The organism is Arthrobacter sp. UNC362MFTsu5.1 (assembly GCF_000685965.1).
Classification (GTDB): Bacteria; Actinomycetota; Actinomycetes; order Actinomycetales; family Micrococcaceae; genus Arthrobacter.
The window spans coordinates 16,016-36,631 of the sequence record NZ_JMLE01000020.1 but is presented as its reverse complement, the minus strand read 5'-3'; the positions used below and the strand labels follow the sequence as shown (position 1 = coordinate 36,631).

At 67.4% G+C, this 20,616-nt stretch carries 16 protein-coding genes; 9 read left to right on the top strand and 7 right to left on the bottom strand.

Going from position 1 to position 20,616, the window contains the following annotated elements:
* Positions 1 to 44 precede the first annotated feature (44 nt).
* The 3 genes from BS38_RS0117195 to BS38_RS0117185 all read left to right on the top strand — a co-directional run bounded on the left by BS38_RS0117195 (position 45) and on the right by BS38_RS0117185 (position 2,628).
* The gene (locus BS38_RS0117195) at positions 45 to 1,025 is read left to right on the top strand and encodes a methionine ABC transporter ATP-binding protein (protein ID WP_028271922.1); all 981 of its coding nucleotides are present in this window, start codon (positions 45 to 47) and stop codon (positions 1,023 to 1,025) included.
* A complete protein-coding gene (locus BS38_RS0117190; RefSeq protein WP_028271921.1) occupies positions 1,022 to 1,723 on the top strand; it encodes a methionine ABC transporter permease in 702 nt (233 codons plus the stop codon). The genes BS38_RS0117195 and BS38_RS0117190 overlap by 4 nt, the downstream gene beginning before the upstream one ends.
* A 101-nt stretch (positions 1,724 to 1,824) precedes the next feature.
* Positions 1,825 to 2,628, top strand: a complete 804-nt coding sequence (locus tag BS38_RS0117185) for a MetQ/NlpA family ABC transporter substrate-binding protein (protein ID WP_028271920.1) — start codon at positions 1,825 to 1,827, stop codon at positions 2,626 to 2,628.
* Positions 2,629 to 2,753: 125 nt separating this feature from the next.
* Here the strand turns inward: BS38_RS0117185 and BS38_RS25515 are convergent, their stop codons facing one another.
* Positions 2,754 to 3,887 (bottom strand): Rv2578c family radical SAM protein, encoded by a 1,134-nt coding sequence (locus BS38_RS25515; protein WP_043439072.1) that lies wholly within the window; start codon positions 3,885 to 3,887, stop codon positions 2,754 to 2,756.
* A gap of 79 nt (positions 3,888 to 3,966) precedes the next feature.
* On the opposite strand from BS38_RS25515, the gene pcp reads away from it, so the two are divergent.
* On the top strand, positions 3,967 to 4,617 hold the full coding sequence (gene pcp, locus BS38_RS0117175; RefSeq protein ID WP_028271919.1) for a pyroglutamyl-peptidase I: 651 nt from the start codon (positions 3,967 to 3,969) through the stop codon (positions 4,615 to 4,617).
* 64 nt (positions 4,618 to 4,681) lie between these two features.
* Here the strand turns inward: pcp and BS38_RS0117170 are convergent, their stop codons facing one another.
* Positions 4,682 to 5,326: an SIMPL domain-containing protein gene (locus BS38_RS0117170; protein ID WP_028271918.1), complete on the bottom strand. Its 645-nt coding sequence runs from the start codon at positions 5,324 to 5,326 to the stop codon at positions 4,682 to 4,684.
* A 1-nt stretch (position 5,327) separates the two neighbouring features.
* Positions 5,328 to 5,789: an eCIS core domain-containing protein gene (locus BS38_RS25510; protein WP_043439070.1), complete on the bottom strand. Its 462-nt coding sequence runs from the start codon at positions 5,787 to 5,789 to the stop codon at positions 5,328 to 5,330.
* A 303-nt stretch (positions 5,790 to 6,092) separates the two neighbouring features.
* Between BS38_RS25510 and pheS the strand changes: the two genes are divergently transcribed.
* Genes pheS through BS38_RS0117150 form a run of 3 tightly spaced genes read left to right on the top strand, consistent with a single transcriptional unit; the run spans position 6,093 to position 10,436 of the window.
* Entirely contained in the window at positions 6,093 to 7,154 is a 1,062-nt protein-coding gene (pheS, locus tag BS38_RS0117160) for a phenylalanine--tRNA ligase subunit alpha (RefSeq protein ID WP_028271917.1), read from the top strand.
* Between the two features lie 2 nt (positions 7,155 to 7,156).
* The gene (gene pheT / locus BS38_RS0117155) at positions 7,157 to 9,700 is read left to right on the top strand and encodes a phenylalanine--tRNA ligase subunit beta (protein ID WP_028271916.1); all 2,544 of its coding nucleotides are present in this window, start codon (positions 7,157 to 7,159) and stop codon (positions 9,698 to 9,700) included.
* A 55-nt stretch (positions 9,701 to 9,755) separates the two neighbouring features.
* Entirely contained in the window at positions 9,756 to 10,436 is a 681-nt protein-coding gene (locus BS38_RS0117150) for a 4'-phosphopantetheinyl transferase family protein (RefSeq protein WP_028271915.1), read from the top strand.
* Between the two features lie 9 nt (positions 10,437 to 10,445).
* Here BS38_RS0117150 and BS38_RS0117145 read toward each other — a convergent pair whose 3' ends face one another.
* The 4 genes from BS38_RS0117145 to BS38_RS0117130 form a co-directional block, all read right to left on the bottom strand.
* Positions 10,446 to 11,813, bottom strand: coding sequence for a M1 family metallopeptidase (locus tag BS38_RS0117145; RefSeq protein WP_028271914.1), 1,368 nt, complete (start codon positions 11,811 to 11,813; stop codon positions 10,446 to 10,448).
* A gap of 51 nt (positions 11,814 to 11,864) precedes the next feature.
* Complete coding sequence (locus BS38_RS0117140; protein ID WP_028271913.1) at positions 11,865 to 15,770, bottom strand: Pls/PosA family non-ribosomal peptide synthetase; 3,906 nt, start codon at positions 15,768 to 15,770, stop codon at positions 11,865 to 11,867.
* A gap of 205 nt (positions 15,771 to 15,975) precedes the next feature.
* Complete coding sequence (locus BS38_RS0117135) at positions 15,976 to 16,941, bottom strand: quinone oxidoreductase family protein (protein WP_028271912.1); 966 nt, start codon at positions 16,939 to 16,941, stop codon at positions 15,976 to 15,978.
* Positions 16,942 to 17,103: 162 nt separating this feature from the next.
* Positions 17,104 to 18,192, bottom strand: a complete 1,089-nt coding sequence (locus tag BS38_RS0117130) for a fatty acid desaturase family protein (RefSeq protein ID WP_028271911.1) — start codon at positions 18,190 to 18,192, stop codon at positions 17,104 to 17,106.
* A gap of 214 nt (positions 18,193 to 18,406) precedes the next feature.
* On the opposite strand from BS38_RS0117130, the gene argC reads away from it, so the two are divergent.
* Positions 18,407 to 19,438, top strand: coding sequence for an N-acetyl-gamma-glutamyl-phosphate reductase (argC, locus tag BS38_RS0117125; protein WP_028271910.1), 1,032 nt, complete (start codon positions 18,407 to 18,409; stop codon positions 19,436 to 19,438).
* Entirely contained in the window at positions 19,435 to 20,601 is a 1,167-nt protein-coding gene (gene argJ / locus BS38_RS0117120; protein ID WP_028271909.1) for a bifunctional glutamate N-acetyltransferase/amino-acid acetyltransferase ArgJ, read from the top strand. The genes argC and argJ overlap by 4 nt, the downstream gene beginning before the upstream one ends.
* Positions 20,602 to 20,616: the final 15 nt, after the last annotated feature.

Genomic DNA, 20,616 nt, shown 5'->3' with positions numbered 1-20,616 from the left:
CGGACAATCGTTCCGCGAGGATTTGAGCCATCACAGGGAGCCCCATGATTTCCGTAGAACGGGTGTCGAAGAGCTACGGCTCCGGTGAGACGGCGGTTCGTGCGCTCGACGACGTTTCGCTGGCAGTCGGACGCGGTGAGATCTTCGGCGTCGTCGGGCAAAGCGGTGCCGGCAAGAGCACGCTGATCCGCACCATCAATTCGCTGGAGCGCCCCGATTCGGGATCTATCGTGGTGGATGGCCGCGACGTCACGTCCCTGACCGGTGCCGGGCTGCGCAGCGCCCGGCACAACATCGGCATGATCTTCCAGCACTTCAACCTGCTCAGCAGCCGGACAGTGCAGGCCAACGTGGAGCTGTCCCTCGAAATTACCGGAGCGGGGCGCGCCGCGAGGCGGTCACAGGCCTTGGAGATCCTCGAGCGGGTGGGCCTCCACGGAAAAGCGGCCGCGTATCCGGCGCAGCTGTCCGGCGGTCAAAAGCAGCGGGTCGGGATTGCCCGTGCGCTGGCTTCCAAGCCATCCGTTCTGCTCAGCGACGAGGCAACATCCGCGCTGGACCCCGAAACCACCACCCAGATCCTGGACCTCATCAGGCAGCTCAGCAAGGACATGGGCCTCACGGTGCTGCTCATCACGCACGAAATGGACGTGGTCAAACGCATCTGCGACGCCGCCGCCGTCATGAGCGAGGGCAGGATCCTGGAACAGGGGCCCGTGGAGCAGTTGCTGACCACCGAGAAGTCCTTGCTGGGCCATGCGCTCTTCCCGCTCGGCGACATACCGGAAACGGACAACACCATCATCGAAATCACCTTCACCGGAGCCACCTCCGACAGTCCGGTCATTGCGCGGCTGGCCCGCCGGCACGGCATCGACGTCGGGATCCTCGGCGCGGCCGTGGAAACCATCCATGGCCGGCAGACCGGCCGCACCCGGCTGGAACTGCCGGGCGAACCATCGGCGGTTGCCGCCGCAGTGGCCGATCTTCGGGCCCAGGGACTCTTTGTGGAGGTCGTTAAATGATTGACCGCGACGACCCGTACTTCTGGCGCGACCTGTTCGAGACGATTCTCAAGGGCACCGGCGAGACGTTCTACACCGTGGGCTTCAGTCTGCTGTTCACGGTGGTGTTCGGCCTGGCCGCCGGTGTCCTCCTCGTGACCACCGAGCCCGGCGGACTCCTCGCCAAGCCGTTCGGCAGCAGGATCCTCGGCACGGTCATCAACCGCCTGCTGGACGTGGCAGTGAACATTGGCCGGTCCATCCCGTTCATCATCCTGATGATTCTGCTGATTCCCTTCACCCGCCTGGTGGTGGGCTCCTTCATTGGCGCAACAGCCGCGATCGTGCCCCTCACCATCGCCGGCATCCCGTTCTTCGCCCGCCTCGTGGAGATCGGCATCCGCGAAGTTCCCCGGGGGCTGATCGAAGCCGCCGAATCGCTGGGCGCCACCCGGTGGACCATCCTGACCAGGGTGATGGTGGCCGAGGCCGTTCCCGCCCTGGCGCTTGGGCTGTCCACCACCGTTGTTGGATTGATCGGATACTCCGCCATGGTGGGTGCCGTGGGCGGCGGCGGGCTCGGCGACGTTGCGTTCCGCTACGGTTATCAGCGCTACAGCCCCGAGTACATGTTCGGTGTGGTGATCCTGCTGATCCTGCTGGTGCAGGTCTTCCAGTCCCTCGGCAACTTCGCCGCACGCCGCCTCTCACACCGCTAGCGGCTCGTCATCCGGCCGTAAGAACGCGCCGGTGCTCCCTCCTGCGTCATTTCCCGCCCAACTTAACATCCCCTCATGATCCATTCCGCGAAAGAGTTCCAATGTTCCGATCACACGTCCTGAAAGCCGCCGCAACCGGAGTAGCCGCCATACTCGCCCTGTCTGCCTGCGGCGCCGGCACCTCTGCCGGATCCGCCGAAACCATCAAGGTGGGTGCCCTGGCCGTGCCGGCCGGCGACATGCTCAAGCATGTCCAGCGTGAGCTCGCCCCCAAGGAGGGCCTCACGGTGGAGTACAAGGAATTCAGCGACTACAACACGCCGAACCCCGCTGTAAGCGACGGCGATATTGACGCCAACCTGTTCCAGAATTCGACCTTCCTGGAAACCTACAACAAGGCTTCCGGCAAGAACCTCGTGAGCGTCGGCAAGGTCTACCTGCCCCCGATGGCCCTTTACTCCAACGACATCGCCAGCCTGGAGGCCCTTCCCGACGGCGCCTCGGTGGCGATCCCCAACGATCCCACCAACGAGTCCCGCGCGCTGAAGCTGCTGGCGTCGAAGGGGCTCATTGAAGTCACCGAAAACCCGATCACGCTCAAGGACGTCAAGGCGAACCCGAAGAACCTGGCGTTCACCGAAATCGAGAACGCCAGCCTTCCGCAGGCGCTCAATGACAAGGACGCCGCCATTGTGACGCTGGCCTTCGCCCTGCCCGCCGGGCTGAGCGCCGACAAGCAGCTGCTCGTGGAGGGCAAGGACAGCGCGTACTACAACGTCCTGGCGGTCAAGGCAGAGATGAAGGACGACCCGCGCGTGCAGAAGCTCTTCAAGATCCTGACGTCGCAGGAGATGAAGGACTTCATCAACACGAAGTTCAAGGGCCTGGTCATCCCGGCCAGCTAACCGGCAGCAGCCCGCCAGCCATTCCGGCCCCCGGCCCGGACACTCAGGCACGCACACCGGCTCCGGCCCTGCCCATGGCAGAACCGGAGCCGGAAGCGTTTAACCCGCAGGGATGGAATGCCGGGTCAGAAAAGCGTGGGCTGTGCGGATTCCACACCGGAATTCGCGCCGGGCCCGGTACGGGCTTCGGGGATGCTGCCGGCGGGATACTGTGCTTCTTCGTCCCTGGCGTCCTGGGCCAGGTCGCGGTGGCTGAAGCCGTGCGAACCGGAAAAGCCGTGCCGGGCCTTGAAGTAGCGGATCCGTCCCGCGAGCCATTCGCGGTACTCCTTGGAGGCGTAGGATCCTGTGCCGTACAGCCTGCGGTAACGGCCCGCCAGTTCGGGATGGCGGGCGGCGATCCATTGCATAAACCACTCGCGGGTGCCCGGCTTGAGGTACAGGGCGCCGGCCGTCACACCCGTGGCGCCTGCCGCGGCGAGCGAACCGAAGAGTGAGTCCAGGGCGTCGTCGCTGTCGGAGAGCCACGGCAGGATGGGCATGGCCATGACGCCGCACGGCAGGCCGGCTTCGCGCAGCCGTGAGACCAGCTTGAGCCGGGCCCTGGGACCCGGCGTTCCGGGCTCCACGGCCTCCGACAACTGTTCGTCGGTCATGGCCAGCGAAATACCGATTCCGACCGGCACCTGGGCAGCGGCGTGCTTCAGCAGCGGGATGTCCCTGGCCAGCAGGGTCCCCTTGGTGAGGATGGAGAGCGGCGTCCCCGAATCGGCCAGCGCGCGGATGATGCCGGGCATCAGCTGATAGCGCCCCTCGGCGCGCTGGTACGGATCGGTGTTGGTGCCCAGGGCCACGTGGTGATGACCCCAGGACGGCTTGGCAAGTTCCTTCCGCAGGACATCGGCCGCGTTGATCTTGACCACAACCTGGCTGTCGAAATCCAGGCCGGCGTCAAAGTCCAGATAGGTGTGGCTTTTGCGGGCAAAGCAATAGACGCAGGCATGGCTGCAGCCGCGGTAGGGATTCACGGTCCATTCAAAGGGCATGCGCGAACCGGCTGCCACTTTGTTGAGCACCGATTTGGCGGTGACCTCATGGAAAGTGACCCCGGCAAATTCGGGGGTTGAGACGGAACGCACAAGCCCGGCCAGCGGCAGCAACGCGTCAGCGGCTGGGGCGGCCGCTGACGCGTTGCCTGCGCTGTTGCCCGCGTTGTTGCCCGCAGGCGCCGGCCGGAGTGCTTGTGCGTCCCATCTCATGGTTACTATTCGAAGGTATGTTCGAATGGAAGTCAAGGTCCCTGGTTAACCGTGCGGGTGGTCTTGCTACGCTGGGCCCATGATTCTCCTGACCGGGTTCGAGCCGTTCGGCGGCGAAACCACCAACCCGTCGTGGACCGCCGCGGCGGCCGCCTCGGAAATCCTGCGGGCCGAGGGCCATGCTGTCGCTGCCCTTGAACTGCCGTGCGTGTTCGGGCAATCCGTCACGGTGCTGGAGGATGCCCTGCGGCGCCATAGCCCTGGGCTGGTGATCTGCGTAGGCCAGGCCGGCGGACGGCCGCGGATTTCCCTGGAGCGGGTCGCCATCAACTGTGACGACGCCCGTATCCCGGACAATGCCGGAAACCGCCCCGTGGACGAGGAAGTGGTCCCCGGTGGCCCGGCAGCCTATTTCAGCTCACTGCCCGTGAAGGCGGCGCTGGGGGCACTTCGGGCAGCCGGGATCCCCGCCGAGGTTTCCCAAAGCGCCGGCACCTACGTCTGCAACCACATTTTCTATGCACTGATGCACTCGCTGAACACCGGAGTGGGCGCCTCCGCAACGCGGGGCGGATTCATCCACGTCCCGTATGAGACCAGGCAGGTGCCCAAAGGCGGCGGTACCCCCTCGCTGCCCGCAGCCGTGATGGCGGAGGCGCTCGCCGTCGTCGTCCGTACCGCCCTGGCCACCACGGCGGACGTCAAGCTGTCCGCCGGCACCGTCCACTAAAGCGGCACTGTCCACTGAGCCGGCACAGTCCGCTCACCTGCCGCGGCGCTCGCAGGCGGCTGCGCTAGCTGTGGTCGCGAAGTTCCCAGACGACGCCCACTGTCGCCGACACGCTCGATTGCCCGGCCTCAATCCCTACGGAGTCTGTGGCCATGGCCCGCTGCATCTTCGCCACCGGAATCGGAGCCGAGGCCGCGGGCTGCTGGGTGACGGAAACAACCGGTCCGAGTTCCGTGCCGGCCAGCGAGGCAAACTGCGTGGCCGTGGCGAGGGCATCCTGCCAGGCGGCTTCGCGTGCCTGCGCCGTGACTGCGGCCGGATCTGCGAACCCCAGCTCCAGTCCGTTCAGCCTGACATCGTTGCCGCCTGCGGCCACCGCCGCTGCGATGACGTCCGAGGAACCGGGAACATCCCGCAGCCGCACGGCCAGGACACTTGAGGCAACGTACCCCGTCACGGTCTGGCCCTGGCCCTCTTTCCACACCACGTCCGCCCGGACGTTGAGGCCCGAGGTGCTGATGTCCGGGTCCGGTACGCCGTGCTCACGCAGGACCGCCGAAATCGCGGCCGCGGCCCTGCCTGCCGCCGCATACGCAGCGCCCACGTCCTCCCGGCGGCATTCCACGCCGATGGAGACGCTCAGTAGGTCGGGCACAGCTTCGGCAGTGCCGGAGCCGGTTACTGTGACGGTCCTGGCGAAGTGGGTCATCTCAAGCCTCATTTCCATCGGGAGCAGCGTTGCCCTTGCGGCGTTTGCTTCTGCGTGTGCCTGACCGGGGGTAGTAGCCGCCGGCCTCCAGCCCGGCCAGGCGTTCAAAAACGTTGGCGGACCCCGGGTTGCCCGTCCGCAGCTGCGACCACCCGGCCGCGATGAAATACAGGGGAAGGAACGGCAGGCCCAGGCACCAGGCATACTGGCTGCTGTGCCGTTCCTCGTGGCCCAGCAGAACCTTGTTGGACAGCGCCTCCGTCGCCTCCGCCCGGAACAGCACCACGTTGCCCACCGTGAACGCCTGGGCGAAGGGGAGCCGCCACCGGTACCCAGTGGCGATCAGCAGGCCACCCGGACCGGTGCGCACAGCAGTCCGGGCGCACCTGGCCAGCAGCAGGCCCAGGAGCGTCGTTGCATTCAGCAGGTTGGCGATCTGCCGAAGCCGCTGTCCGGAGGTCATGAGGCCATGGTAGCGGCAGGCGGTAATCCCCGTCCCTCCCGCTGTGCGTCCCTGCGGGGTCCCGCCCACCTGCCTGCGGGGGCGTCACGTCCGTGCTCTGGCGCGTCCAGCGTGGCGCGTTCAACTAGACTGGGGGAGAGTGCCCGCCGGACGAATGCCGGCGAGCCCTGCCCTTTGTCACTTCATACGGCTCCTCGAAAGGGCCGTGCGGAACGACAAGCCAGTGACGGACACGCTGCCGGTGGACCCGAATGCAGCTGGACAGCTCGCTGGCGAGACCCGACTCGTAGCTAAGAACAGTAGATGACTGAAACTTTGCCGGGCGCTGCCATCCCGAACCCTCTGGATGAAGCCGCCATTACTGCCGCCGTAGACCACGCCGTTGCCGCCATTGCCGCTGCCTCCACCCTTGACGAGCTCAAGGCCGTGAGGCTGGCGCACACGGGCGAGAAGGCGCCGCTGAGCCTTGCCAACCGCGAAATCGGCGGCCTGGCAAAGGACCAGAAGGCCGCCGCCGGAAAACTCATGGGCGCCTCCCGCGGACGCGTCAACAAGGCGCTCGCGGACCGCACCGCCGAGCTCGAAGCTGAAAACGACGCGCGGATCCTCGTCGAAGAGACCGTCGACGTCACGGCCGCTCCGCGCCGCCGCCGTGCCGGTGCGCGCCACCCGCTCTCCACGCTGCAGGACCGTGTGGCGGACATCTTCGTGGGCATGGGCTGGGAAATTGCCGAAGGCCCCGAGGTCGAATCCGAGTGGTTCAACTTTGATGCCTTGAACTTCAAGCCGGACCACCCTGCCCGCGAAATGCAGGACACCTTCTTTGTGGAGCCCCCCGAGGCCCACCTGCTGATGCGCACGCACACCTCGCCGGTGCAGGTCCGCTCCATGCTGGAGCGCGAAGTGCCCATCTACGTGCTGTGCCCGGGCAAGGTGTTCCGCACCGATGAACTGGACGCCACCCACACGCCCGTGTTCCATCAGTTCGAGGGCCTGGCCATCGACAAGAAGCTGAGCATGGCGGACCTCCGCGGCACGCTGGAGCATTTCGCACGCCAGATGTTCGGCGACGAGGCCCAGATCCGCCTGCGCCCCAACTACTTCCCGTTCACCGAGCCGTCCGCGGAGCTGGACATCTGGCACCCGGGCGCCAAGGGGGGTCCGCGCTGGATCGAGTGGGGCGGCTGCGGCATGGTCAACCCCAATGTCCTCCGGGCAGCCGGCATCGATCCGGACGTCTATTCAGGTTTTGCCTTCGGCATGGGCATCGAGCGCACCCTCATGTTCCGCAATGAGGTGGGCGACATGCGCGACATGATCGAAGGCGATGTACGTTTCAGCGAGCACTTCGGGATGGAGATCTAACAGTGCGTATCCCACTTTCCTGGCTGCGTGAGTTCGCGCAGGTACCGGCCGGAGCAACGGCCGAAGACGTTATGGCAGAACTGGTCAAGGTCGGTTTTGAAGAAGAGGCCGTCCACCGCCCCACGGACGCACTCCGCGGTCCCGTTGTGGTGGGCCAGGTCCTGAGCCTGGTCAAGGAACCGCAGACCAATGGCAAAACCATCAACTGGTGCCAGGTCCGCGTGGTCCCCGAGGGCCAGGAGCAGACCCTCACCGGCAAGGGCATCGACCCCTCCGGTGTCCAGGGCATCATCTGCGGCGCCCACAACTTCGTGGAGGGCGACAAAGTAGTGGTCACCCTTCCCGGCGCCGTGCTGCCCGGAGACTTCCACATCTCAGCGCGGAAGACGTACGGCCACCTGTCCGCCGGCATGATCGCCTCCGTCCGCGAGCTGGGCATCGGCGAGGACCACGACGGCATCCTGGTGCTGTCCCGGATCGGCCTGGACCCGGAAATCGGGACCGACGCCATGGAACTCCTGGGACTCTACGACCAGGCCGCCGAAATCAACGTGACGCCGGACCGCGGCTACGCGTTCTCCATCCGTGGCGTGGCCCGCGAGTACGCCCACGCCACCGGTACGTCCTTCACGGACCCGGCGTCGAAGGTGCAGGCGCCGGCTGGACTGGCCGGCGGCTACGGCGTGAAGCTCAACGACGACGCTCCGATCTACGGAAAGCCGGGCTGCGACCGCTTCGTGGCCCGCACCGTCCGCGGCGTCGACGCCACCAGGCCGACGCCCCCGTGGATGGTCTCGCGCCTCAGGCTGGCCGGCATCCGCTCCATCTCGCTGCCCGTGGACATCTCCAACTACGTCATGCTGGAACTCGGCCAGCCCACGCACTGCTACGACCTGGACAAGCTGTCCGGCGACATCGTAGTCCGGCGCGCGGTTGCGGGGGAGAAGATCACCACCCTGGACGACAAGGAGCGCACGCTCGACGTCGAGGACCTCCTGATCACCGACAGCTCCGGAGCGATCGGCATCGCCGGCGTGATGGGCGGCGCCGCCACGGAGGTGAGCGATTCGACGTCGAACGTCCTGGTTGAGGCAGCTCACTTTGACGAGGTGTCCATTGGCCGTTCCCGCCGCCGGCACAAGCTGCCCTCCGAAGCGTCCAAGCGTTTCGAGCGCGGTGTTGACTGGCAGGTTGCCGGCATCGCCGCGCAGCGGGTGGTTGATCTCCTGGTCGAGCTCGCCGGCGGCACCGCCGATGAAGCCGGCACCGACGTCGGCACTGCGCCTGACGCCGTCACGATCGAGCTGCCGGCGGCTTTCGCCGCGGCCCGGATCGGCATCGACTTCACCGAAGAGCAGATCGTCACCTCGCTCGAGGACCTCGGCGCCGCCGTGGTGAAGCACGACGCCGGCTGGACGGTCACTGCCCCGAGCTGGCGGAACGACCTGGAAACCAAAGAGGACCTCTCCGAGGAAATCGCCCGGCTGGTCGGCTACGACAACATTCCCGCCACACTGCCGGTGGCGCCCCCGGGACGCGGCCTGACGCGTGTGCAGCAGCAGCGCCGCCGCCTGGTGCAGGCCCTGGCCGATGCCGGGCTCACCGAGGTCCTGGCCTACCCCTTCGTGTCCAAGGCCGCCAACGACACCTTTGGCGTGGCCGAGCACGGGGCAGAGCGCAAGGCCGTCAAGCTGGCCAACCCGATCAGCGAGGAACAGGGCTACCTGCGGACGTCCATCCTGCCCGGCCTGATCGAGGTGGCCAAGCGCAACCACTCGCGCGGCTTCCGCGACCTGTCGGTCTTCGAAGCCGGACTCGTGTTCCTGCCGGGTGACACGGTGGGAACGCCGTCCATCCCGCCGCTCGGCGTCAAGCCCTCCGATGAGGTACTGGACGCACTGTACGACGGCGTCCCGGACCAGCCGCTGCATATCGCTGCGGTCCTGACCGGCCATGACTCGCCGGCGGCCGCCGCCCACACGCCGCGTGCCTGGGACTGGGCCGACGCAGTGGACATCGCCCGCCTCGCCGGAGACGTCCTCGGCGTCGAAATCGTGGTCAGCCAGGGTCAGCACCAGGCCTACCACCCGGGACGTACAGCCCAACTGTCGCTGCGCTCCGGTGACGTTGTGGGCTACGCCGGTGAACTGCACCCCAAGCTGCTGGCCGCGCACGACATGCCGGCACGTTCGGTGGCGCTCGAGTTCAACGCAGACGCACTGTTCGAAGCGGCAGCCGACGTCATCGTCGCGAAGCACATTTCCGGCTTCCCGGTGGCCACCCAGGACGTTGCCCTGGTGGTCCCCAAGGAGATCCCGGCGGACGACGTCCTGGCCGCCCTCCGCGAGGGCGCCGGCGAGCTGCTGGAAGACGTGGCACTCTTTGACGTGTACGCCGGAAAGGGCATCGAGGACGGCAAGAAGTCGCTGGCCTTCGGACTCCGCTTCCGTGCGGCGGACCGGACGCTCACGTCGGACGAAGCATCAGCCGCCCGTGAGAGCGCCGTAGCGGTTGCTGCCGAGCGCTTCGGGGCCGTTCAGCGCTAGAGCGCTCAGCGTTCAACTGTTCGGCCGTTCAAGGCTAAGACCGGAAGGGCGGGCCATGGCATCACACCTTGTTGTGCGTGCCTGCCCGCCCTTCCGCGTCCCCGGGCAGGATTCCGCGCCGGCGGTTGCGGCCCTGGAGCGTGAAGCCCTGCAGTTCCTGGACCCGCCGGAGCTGGAGCGAGCCCGCGCCATGATGCCCGCGCCACGGCAGGACTTCCTTGCGGCCAGGCTGGCCCAGCGGCTGTTGGCCGCAGAACTGCTGGGCGTGCGTGCCCGGGACCTGACGGCCCGTTACCGTTGCCCCCGGTGCGGCAGCGGTCCCGGTGTCACCCACGGGATGCCCGGCTATGAACTGGCGGGGCTGCGGGCGCCCCTGCTGCTGAGCCTGTCCCGGGCGGCTGGCTGGACCCTGCTGGCAGCCGTGGCGGAACCGGGGCCGGAACAGCGGCTGGGCGTTGACGCCGAGGATCCGCAGCGGCTGGACTTCGACGGCTTCGACGCCGTGGCCCTGACCCCGGCCGAGCACCAGGCGATTGCCCCGTTGCGGGGGAGGGCGCTGCTGCGCGAGCGTGCCCGGCTGTGGGCGCGCAAGGAGGCCTTCCTGAAGATGACCGGAGAGGGCCTCAAGCGGCGGCCGGAGACCGTTGACGTCCTTAACCGAGCAGGTGTCCGGGACCTGGCCCCCGCCGAGTCGGGGCTGCCGGACGAGCTGGTGGCCGCCGTCGCCCTCGGATGACGTGTTGGCCTACCGCACAGGCAGGGCAGGCAGCGGCTCTTCGAACAGCCAGGGGTGCAGCAGGGCTTCTGAATCAATTCCGGTGACACGGTCCGCAGTCTGGATGAACCCGGCGGTGGAGACGGATGCGTGGCGGTTGCTTGCGGCCCAGTCGTGCAGCAGCGCAAAGAAGGCGAGGTCGCCGCACCGGATCCGGAGGGCATGCAGCGCGAGGGCGCCGCGTTTGTACACCCGGTCATCGAACATCAGCTCGGGCCCGGGGTCACCGACCATGAGGTCCTGGTTCCCGGCGTCGAGCTTCCGCCAGGCGGCTGCGGCGCGGTCCGCTACGCTCATGACTCCGGCCGCCTCGGACCAGATCCACTCCGCGTAGCAGGCGAACCCTTCGTGCAGCCAGATGTCCCGCCAGGACGCGACGGTCAGGGAATTGCCGAACCACTGGTGGGACAGTTCGTGGGCGATCAGCCGCTGTGCGTTCCAGTCCGGGGTGAGATGGTTGGGGCCCACGATGGACAGTGTCTGGGCTTCGAGCGGAATTTCGAGCTCGTCCTCTGCCACCACCACCGTGTACTCCTGGAAGGGATAGGGGCCGAAGCTGTTGACGAAGGTGCGCATCATCTCCGGCTGGCGTGCCAGCCCCCGGCGTGCCGCGTCGGCCAACGAGGCAGGCACAGCCACATGCTGCGGGACGCTGCCCGGAACCGACGTCGTATCCAGGGTCAGGACGTCATACCGGCCGATCTGCACCGTGGCGAGGTAGGTGGCCATCGGCTCGGCCTGCTCATACGTCCAGGTTTCCCGGCTGGAGCCTGATTTTCGGGAGATCAGCAGGCCGTTGCAGACTGCCCGGTAATTGGCATCCGTGGTGACGGCGATCCGGTAGCTGGCCTTGTGCTGCGGATGGTCGTTGCAGGGAAACCAGGAGGCGGCGCCGTTGGGCTGGCCCGCCACCAGCACGCCGTCGGTGAGTTCCTCCCAGCCCACTTCGCCCCAGAGGCCCCGCCGTGGAGACGGATTTCCCTCATACCGGATGTCCAGGGTGAAGCGGTCGCCCGGGAGCAGGGCCGCGTCGGGAACGATCACCAGCTGCTCGGCCCGCTGGCTGAACCTGCGCACGCGTTTGCCGTTCAGCGACACTTTGACGGTGCGCAGCCCCGCGAGGTCCAGGACGACGGCGGATGCCGCCCGGTCCGCCTCCGCGTGCAGGACGGCCTGGCCGTTCAGCCGGTTACTGGCCAGCTTGTAGTCAAGGTCCAGTTCGTACCGCGTGACCCGGTAGGCGTTTGTGCCGTGCCCGGGGACGTAGGGATCCGGGGAGCCGGAGGGCTCGTCGGGCCGGCGTGGGCCGCCGGGACCGGCTGGTGCTGCAAAACTCATAAACTGGCCTTCGTATTGCGGATGGTCGGAGCCGGGCTGGCCGTGCGGGAGCTACTTGAGCCGCCGGGCCGGCACTGCCGGGCCCGCCCAGGGGCTGACCGGATTGCCCATCCAATACGTCGCTGCCGGAACTGTTTCCCCGCGCATGACCAAGGATGCCGGGCCCACCGTGCCGCCCTTCGCGATGCGTGCCCGCGGGAGGATGACGCCATGTGGGCCCATGGTGGCTCCGTCTTCGAGCGTAACAGTGTCAATGCTCATGATCCGGTCGTGGAAGAGGTGGGTCTGGACGACACAGCCGCGGTTGACCGTTGAACTTTCGCCCAGCGTGACAAGGTCCGCTTCCGGCAGCCAGTAGCTCTCGCACCACGTGCCGCGGCCGATTTTCGCACCGAGCCCGCGCAGCCACCACACGAGGGCCGGAGTACCCGAGGCCGAGCGGGCGAACCACGGTGCGCTCACCATTTCGATGAAGGTATCCACTACTTCGTTCCGCCAGATGAAGGAACTCCACAGGGCATGCTCGCCGGGCTTGATCCTGCCCACCAGCAGCCACTTGGCGGCCACCGCGCTGGCGGCGGCTGTGGCACCGGCGATGAGGACCACGATGCCGCCCAGCAGCGCCGCGATACCGTAGCCCCACGCCGAAGCGAGCCAGTCGAACGCGAGCATGACGCCGGCGGCCAGGCCGACGGTGAGCACCACGGGAATGAACCGGCAGAGTTCCCACAGGGCGCGTGCCAGCTTCAGCCGCAGTGGAGGCTGGAACGTCAGGGTGTTGTCGGTGGCGATAGCCGTGCGGCGCAGCCGGACCGGGGGACTGCCCAGCCAGGAGGTGCCTGATTTGGCTTTGGCAGGAGTCGCGGACAGGACAGCAACCAGCGAGTTCTTGGGCACGCTTCGTCCGGCCCCCGTCATCCCGGAGTTGCCCAGGAAGGAGCGCTTTCCGATCTTGGCGGGGGCAATCCTCATCCAGCCGCCGCCCAGTTCGTAGGAGGCCACCATGGTGTCGTCCGCGAGGAAGGCGCCTTCGCCCACGGTTGTCATTTTGGGGAGCAGGAGGACGGTGGAGGCCTCCACGTTCTTGCCCACCTTGGCCCCCAGCAGGCGGAGCCAGACCGGGGTGAAAAGGCTGGCGTAGATGGGAAACAGGACATCCCGGGCCAGGTCCAGGACGCGTTCGGTGGCCCACACCTGCCAGCCGATCCGGCTCCGCACCCTGAAGTAGCCTTCCTTGAGTCCGACGCCCAGCAGGCGGGTGGTGGCAAGGATCAGCAGGAGGTTGGCGGCGAACCAGGTGAGGGCCGCCAGCGGCAGTGAGGTAAGGACCTGGGGGAGGGCGGCCGTCAGCGATTCGCTGCCGCGGATGAACAGGAACACCACGAACGCCCCGGCTGCTGCGGACAGCAGGGGGATGGTGGCCAGGACCGCTGAGGCTGCAGCGAACGCCGCGAACCATAGCCGCCCGATCAGCGCGTGCGCCGGCGGCGTGTCCGGCCATGCCTGTTTGGCCTTGCCGATCCGCTCGGCGGGGGAGCCGGACACCAGTTGCCCGGCCTTGACCTTTCCGAGGACCGCCGATCCCGGCTCCACCTGCGCCCCGGCGCCGATACTGGCTCCGGGCATGAGGGTGCTGCGGGCACCCACGGTGGCACCCGCTCCGACATGCACCCGGCCGATGTGGACGGTATCACCGTCGATCCACCAGCCGGAGAGGTCCACCTCAGGTTCGATGTTGCTGCCGCGCCCCAGCGAAAGCATTCCGGTGACCGGCGGCAGCGAGTGGAGCTGGACATCATTGCCGATTTTCGATCCGAGGGCCTTCGCATAGTAGGGCACCCAGGGGGCACTTGCCAGGCTGATGGCGCCGGACAGGTCCTGGATCTGCTCCGCCAGCCATAGCCGCAGGTGTACCTTGCCGGACCTGGGGTAGGTGCCGGGAACCACGCGCCTCAGCAGGGTCCTGGCGGCAAGCACAGAGAGCGCCATCCGCCCGGCCGGGCTCACGAACACCAGCCACGACGCCGCCACCCACCACCAGGAAACAACCGGAGCCGCCGTGAAGCCGGCGAAGGCCGCCAGGAGGTTGTTGGCCACCATCACGTAGGTCAGCCAGCGCATGCCCACCAGGATGTGCAACGGGACACCCATCAGTGTCTGGAAGACCTGCGATTTCAGGGCCGTGGGGCGGACGTTCCGTTCCGGCGCCGGCCCGGCTGCCCCCTCAGGCAATGACTGCCGGGCGGCATCGATGAGCGCGCCCACGCGGGGTGTGGCGTAAATGTCGGCCACCGTGATGGTGGGGTAGCGGACACGCAGGGCAGACACGAGCTGTGCTGCGGCCAGGGATCCTCCGCCGTGGGCAAAGAAGTCCGCGTCCAGGCTCGACGCCGGTGTTCCCAGCACGCTGCCCCACTGCTCCACGATCCAGCCGGCGTCGTCCGGCAGGTTCAGCGGGGCGTTGTCCGCGTCGGCCGCCCCTGCTCCTGCCAACGGCCAGGGCAGGGCATGGCGGTCAACTTTTCCGCTGGTTTTGGTGGGCAGGGACTCCACCACGGTCAGGAGCGGGATGAGCGCGGCCGGAAGGCTGGCCCCCAGCCGTTCACGGGCGGCGGCCAGGTCGATTTCCGCGGTGCCCGCAGGCGCAAGGTAACCCACCAGGATCTGGTTCCCGGCCGCCGTCGTACGGACAGCGGCCGCTGCGCCGGCAATATCAGGCAGCGCCTGCAGCGCGGCGTCGATCTCACCGAGTTCAATGCGCCGGCCACCGAGCTTCACCTGTTCATCCGCGCGCCCCATGAACACGAGGCCGGCCGCTTCGTAGCGGACCAGGTCTCCGGACCGGTACGCCCGGGCCCAGCCGAGGGACGGCATCGGCGCGTACTTTTCCGCATCCTTGGCGGGGTCAAGGTACCGGGCAAGCCCCACCCCGCCGATGATCAGCTCACCCACCTCGCCCTCCGCCACCGGAACGCCGGAAGAATCAACCACGGCAATGTCCCAGCCATCGAGCGGCAGGCCGATCCGGACGGGCCCGGGTGTGCCAAGCGGTGCCGCGCAGGCCACCACTGTGGCTTCGGTCGGCCCGTAGGTGTTCCACACTTCCCGGCCGTCGACGGCGAGCCGCTCCGCGAGCTCCGGCGGGCAGGCCTCGCCGCCGAAAATCAGCAGCCGCACGTTCTCCAGCGCTTCGGCCGGCCACAGCGCGGCGAGGGTGGGCACCGTGGACACCACGGTGATGCCGTGGCTGATCAGCCACGGACCGAGGTCCATTCCGGTCCGGACCAGGGACCGGGGAGCGGGGACGAGGCAGGCGCCGTAGCGCCAGGCCAGCCACATCTCTTCGCAGGAAGCGTCGAACGCCACGGATAGTCCGGCCAGGACCCGGTCCTGGGGACCGATGGGTTCGTCCTGCAGGAAGATCCGGGCTTCGGCATCCACGAAGGCGGCCGAGGACCTGTGCTGCACGGCGACGCCCTTGGGTGTACCTGTGGAACCGGACGTGAAGATCACCCAGGAGTCGTCGTCGGCCTGGGGCATCCGCGGGTGCGGGAACGGCCGCGGACGCTTGCTGTCCGTGACGATCTCGCCGTCCGCCCGGACGATGGCGGCCACGCGGGCCTCGCTGAACACCAGCTTGGCACGCTCATCGGGATCATCGGCATCCACTGGCACGTATGCCGCCCCGATCAGAAGGATGGCCAGGATCGACACGTAAAGCCGGTTGGTGCCGGAGGGGATCCGCACGCCGATCTTGTCGCCGGCGCCGAGGCCCGCGAGATGAAGCTCACGCGCCGTGGCCCTGACTTCCGACATCAGCTGGGCGTAACTCAGGCGCCGGCGGCCGTCGTCCAGGGCCGAGGCTTCCGGATATGTGCGGGCCGTCTCCTCGAGGATGTCGATCAGCGTCCGCTCGGGCGGCGCCGCGGCGCCGCCCGGCAGCTGCGGCAGATACACGTTCCGGACGCCTGGACGGGCAGTGCGTCCTTCCGTGCTTCCTTCCGTGCTTCCTTCCAGGAGGCCGGTCTCTGGCGCCGGCGCGGTTCCGGGAGCTTGCGGTAGTTCAGTCACGGGGTGATTCTTTCCGCACAAGATGAACAAAAGGTGTCGCAGTTCGCCGGAGGTTCACGCCTTGTTTACCGGATCAGGGGATTTGGCCGGATCAGGGGACGAGGATGATCTTGCCGGTGGTCCGGCGCTGTTCCAGGTCGTCGTGTGCCCGGGCAGCGTGGGCAAGGTCGTAGCGGCCGCCGATCCGGACCTTGAGGCTCCCGTCTGCAGCTGCTGCGAAGACCTCGTCCGAGCGCCAGCGGCGTTCCTGGGCGTTGCGGAGGAAGTGGTTGATGGTGGGTCGGGTCAGGTACAGCGAGCCGCCGGCGTTAAGCCGCTGCGGATCGAACGGCGGAACGGGGCCGGAAGCGGCACCGAAAAGAACCAGCGTGCCGCGGACGCGCAGCGCGGAGAGGGAACCGTCGAACGTGTCCTTCCCGACGCCGTCGTACACCGCATCCGCTCCGGTGCCGTCGGTCAGCTCCCGGACTTTGGCGGAGAAGCCCTCGTAGGGGATGACATGATCGGCGCCGGCTTCGCGGGCCAGCTTCGCCTTGTCATCGGTGGAGACGGTGGTGACGACCCGGGCCCCCTTAGCCTTGAGCAGTTGAATGGCCAGCAGTCCCACGCCGCCGGCCCCGGCGTGGAGCAGGATGGTGTGGCCGGGTTCCACCCGGAACGAGGAATTGATCAGGTAGTGCGCCGTAATTCCCTGGAGCGGGAGGGCGGCAGCGGTGAAATCGTCCACGCCGCGGGGGACCGGCAGCGCTTTGTCCTCGTCCACCAGGATGTAGCCGGCGTAGCAGTTGGCGCCTTCGGCGGTGGCCACGCGGTCGCCCGGGGAGAACACGGTGACGCCGTCGCCGATTTCCTCCACGGTGCCGGCTGCCTCGGAACCCGGGGTAAACGGATAGGCCACTTTGTAAGTGCCGCTGCGCTTGTAGGTGTCAATGAAGTTCACGCCGGTGGCTGACACCTTGACCAGCAGCTGGCGGGGACCCGGTACCGGGCGCTCCACCTCGGCCAGTTCCAGGACGTCGGGTCCGCCTGCCTGGCGGGCCACAATTGCGTGCATCATGTGTCTCCTTCCCTGGGCTGGGATTTCCAGGCCCGGATACAGGAACCATCCTAGGGACACCGCCGCCAACGACGAAGTGACGGCCGGTAACCGGCCGTCACTTCGGGTCAAACGTGGATCAGGGGGCTCGCCCCGTAAGCGGCTGGGCGCCGGCGGCGGCGCCTAGTAGCGGCGGGTCACCGTGGCCATGGGGCACTCGAAGTGCCGCCCGGCGCTGAGGCCCACGTCGTTGAGGTAGCGGACGATGATGCCGTAGGACTGCAGCAGGGTGGTCTCCGTGTAGGGGACCTGGTGCTTGGCGCAGAACTCCCGGACGATCACGGCGGCCTTGTCCAGCTGCGGGCGGGCCATGTCCGGGAAGAGGTGGTGTTCGGCCTGGCGGTTGAGTCCGCCCATCAGGATGTCCATGAAACGGCCGCCGGAGATGTTCCGGGAAGTCAGCACCTGGCGGCTGAAGAAGTCCACGCGGCTGTCCGCCGGCAGGACCGGCATGCCCTTGTGGTTCGGGGCGAAGGAAGCGCCCATGTAGAAACCGAAGACAGCGAGCTGGACTCCGATGAACGCCAATGCCATACCCCACGGCAGGAAAGTGAACGTGAGGACGGGCAGCAGGCTTAGGCGGGCCAGGAGGATTGGAAGTTCAACCCAGCGGTGTGTGACCTTTGCGCGGCGGAAGACGAACTTGACCGAATCGATCTGCAGGCCGAGGCCCACCAGGAACAGCAGCGGGAAGAAGAACCAGCCCTGCTTGCGGGTCAGGAAGGCGAACCGTCCCTTCCGGTCTGCCACCGCTTCCGTGTGGAAGGCGATGGGTCCGGGCGCGATGTCGGGATCCTTGGAAATGACGTTCGGGTGGTTGTGGTGGGCGCCGTGCTTCTGCTCCCACCAGGAGTAGCTCATGCCGGCGACTGACGTGGCCAGCAGCCTGGCGGCCCAGTCGTTGGCGCGGCGGGAGGCGAAGATCTGGCGGTGCCCGGCTTCGTGCGCCAGGAAGCTCAGCTGCGTGCAGAGGATGCCGATGGCGGCGGCGATGAGGAGCTGGAACCAGCTGTCACCGATGAGTGCGAAGCCGAACCAGGCGGCCGTCATCAGGAGCACCAGGACGGAGAAGACCGTGATGTAGAACCCGACGCGTCGTTCGAGCAGGCCGGCGGCCTTGACGGTCTTGAGGAGTTCGGAATAGCTCAGGACAACCTGGTTGGGCTGCCGGACACGCGTCTGCGGGCGCTCCGAAGTAGTGGTGGGGGTCATGGACTCGGGGCCTCGTAACTGTTACGGGCAACGCTGCAGCCGACATTCGGACCGCGCGGTCAGGATCACCCTTCTCCAAGCATACGCTGACGCTCGCAATGCGGGCTTGACGCGAGCGTGAGCGTGAGCGGGGATCAGCGCTTGAACGGGCGCAGGTGCCAGCGCATGCATAAATATCGGGTTCTATGCATAGTCTTGCTGTATAGTCGTTTCCATGACTATTTCTGTTGCCGTTTCCGGTGCCAGCGGTTACGCCGGCGGTGAGGTGCTTCGCCTTCTGGCCGGGCACCCCGACGTCACCATCGGCGCCATCACAGCACACAGCAACGCCGGTTCAAGACTAGGCGAATTGCAGCCGCATCTCCATGGTCTGGCCAGCCGCATCCTTGAAGACACCACGGTGGAGAACCTCTCCGGCCACGACGTGGTGTTCCTGGCGCTCCCGCACGGGGCGTCTGCCGAGATCGCGGCCCAGCTGCCCGACGGCACGGTGGTGATCGACGCTGGTGCGGACCACCGGCTGGAAGATCCCGCAGCCTGGGAAAAGTTCTACGGCTCCGCGCACGCCGGAACCTGGCCCTACGGGCTCCCTGAGCTGCCCGGCCAGCGGGAAAAGCTCAAGGGCGCCAAACGGATCGCCGTACCGGGCTGCTACCCGACGTCGTCCCTGCTGGCCCTTACGCCCGGCTTCGCCGCGGGTCTCCTCCAGCCCGACGACGTCGTGATCGTCTCTGCCTCGGGCACCTCGGGTGCCGGGAAAGCCGCGAAAGTGAACCTCATTGGCTCCGAGGTCATGGGGTCGATGAGCCCCTACGGCGTGGGCGGCGGCCACCGGCACACCCCCGAGATCGAGCAGGGCCTGGGCAACGCCGCGGGCGAAGCCGTGACGGTGTCCTTCACGCCCACCCTCGCGCCGATGAGCCGCGGCATCCTCACCACGGCAACCGCCCGGGTGAAGCCCGGTGTCACGGCGGCAGAGCTGCGCGCCGCCTGGGAAGAAGCGTACGACGACGAACCGTTCGTGCACCTGCTCCCCGAAGGCCAGTGGCCCGCCACCAAGTCCGTGCAGGGCTCCAACCACGCCGTGATGCAGCTGGCTTTCGACGCGCACACCGGCCGCGTTATTGTCACCTGCGCCATCGACAACCTGACCAAGGGGACGGCCGGCGGCGCCGTGCAGTCCATGAATATCGCCCTTGGCCTGGCGGAAACCGCCGGCCTCAACCTGCAGGGAGTTGCCCCGTGACCGTTACCGCCCCCAAGGGATTCCGCGCCGCCGGCGTTAAAGCCGGCCTGAAGGCGTCCGGGAATCCGGACCTTGCCCTGGTTGTCAACGACGGCCCCTCCAAGGCCGCAGCCGCCGTGTTCACGTCCAACCGCGTGGCCGCAGCACCGGTGCACTGGTCCCGCGAGGTGGTGAAGGACGGCCGGGTCGACGCCGTGATCCTCAACTCCGGCGGCGCCAACGCCTGCACCGGCCCGCAGGGCTTCCAGAACACCCACACCACTGCTGAAAAGACCGCCGAAGCCCTGGGCGTCTCGGCCACGGACATCTTTGTCTGCTCCACCGGCCTGATCGGCGAGCAGCTGCCCATGGACAAGATCATCCCGGGCATCAGCGCCGCCAACGCCGCCCTCAGCGCTGACGGCGGCCCGGCCGCGGCCACGGCCATCATGACCACCGACTCGGTGTCCAAGGAAGCCGTGTTCACTGGCAAGGACGCCGAAGGCAACGAATACACCATCGGCGGCATGGCCAAGGGTGCCGGCATGCTTGCTCCCGGGCTGGCCACCATGCTCGTGGTCATCACCACCGATGCGGAAGTCCAGCCGGAAATGCTCGACGTCGTCCTCCGCGATGCCACGCGCGTCACCTTTGACCGGGCGGACTCGGACGGCTGCATGTCCACCAACGACACCGTGGTGCTCCTCGCTTCCGGCGCATCCGGGGCCGTGCCCTCGGCCAAGGACTTCGGTGCCGGGCTGACGCAGGTCTGCGCCGAACTGGCCCGCAAGCTGATCGGCGACGCCGAGGGCTCCAGCCATGACATCGCCATCCGCACGTTCAACGCGGCCAGCGAGAAGGACGCGGAGATCGTGAGCCGGGCCGTGGCCCGCTCCAACCTCTTCAAGACGGCCATTTTCGGCAAGGACCCCAACTGGGGCCGCGTGCTCTCCGCCGTCGGCACCACTGACGCCGCGTTCGAGCCGGACCAGCTGAACGTTTCCATGAACGGCGTGCAGATCTGCCGGAACGGATCCATCGGCGAGGACCGCAGCCTGGTGGACCTGGAACCGCGGGAAGTCCTTGTTGAGATCGACCTCCAGGCCGGCGACGCCGAGGCAACGATCTGGACCAACGACCTCACGCACGACTACGTCCACGAAAACAGCGCCTACTCCAGCTAGGCGAAGCACCCACCT

Bases quoted from the DNA above. Each gene is read 5' to 3' on its own strand.
- BS38_RS0117195 (WP_028271922.1), top strand. From the start codon at position 45: ATGATTTCCGTAGAACGGGTGTCGAAGAGCTACGGCTCCGGTGAGACG.
- BS38_RS0117190 (WP_028271921.1), top strand. From the start codon at position 1,022: ATGATTGACCGCGACGACCCGTACTTCTGGCGCGACCTGTTCGAGACG.
- BS38_RS0117185 (WP_028271920.1), top strand. From the start codon at position 1,825: ATGTTCCGATCACACGTCCTGAAAGCCGCCGCAACCGGAGTAGCCGCC.
- BS38_RS25515 (WP_043439072.1), bottom strand. From the start codon at position 3,887: ATGAGATGGGACGCACAAGCACTCCGGCCGGCGCCTGCGGGCAACAAC.
- pcp (WP_028271919.1), top strand. From the start codon at position 3,967: ATGATTCTCCTGACCGGGTTCGAGCCGTTCGGCGGCGAAACCACCAAC.
- BS38_RS0117170 (WP_028271918.1), bottom strand. From the start codon at position 5,326: ATGACCCACTTCGCCAGGACCGTCACAGTAACCGGCTCCGGCACTGCC.
- BS38_RS25510 (WP_043439070.1), bottom strand. From the start codon at position 5,789: ATGACCTCCGGACAGCGGCTTCGGCAGATCGCCAACCTGCTGAATGCA.
- pheS (WP_028271917.1), top strand. From the start codon at position 6,093: ATGACTGAAACTTTGCCGGGCGCTGCCATCCCGAACCCTCTGGATGAA.
- BS38_RS0117150 (WP_028271915.1), top strand. From the start codon at position 9,756: ATGGCATCACACCTTGTTGTGCGTGCCTGCCCGCCCTTCCGCGTCCCC.
- BS38_RS0117145 (WP_028271914.1), bottom strand. From the start codon at position 11,813: ATGAGTTTTGCAGCACCAGCCGGTCCCGGCGGCCCACGCCGGCCCGAC.
- BS38_RS0117135 (WP_028271912.1), bottom strand. From the start codon at position 16,941: ATGATGCACGCAATTGTGGCCCGCCAGGCAGGCGGACCCGACGTCCTG.
- BS38_RS0117130 (WP_028271911.1), bottom strand. From the start codon at position 18,192: ATGACCCCCACCACTACTTCGGAGCGCCCGCAGACGCGTGTCCGGCAG.
- argC (WP_028271910.1), top strand. From the start codon at position 18,407: ATGACTATTTCTGTTGCCGTTTCCGGTGCCAGCGGTTACGCCGGCGGT.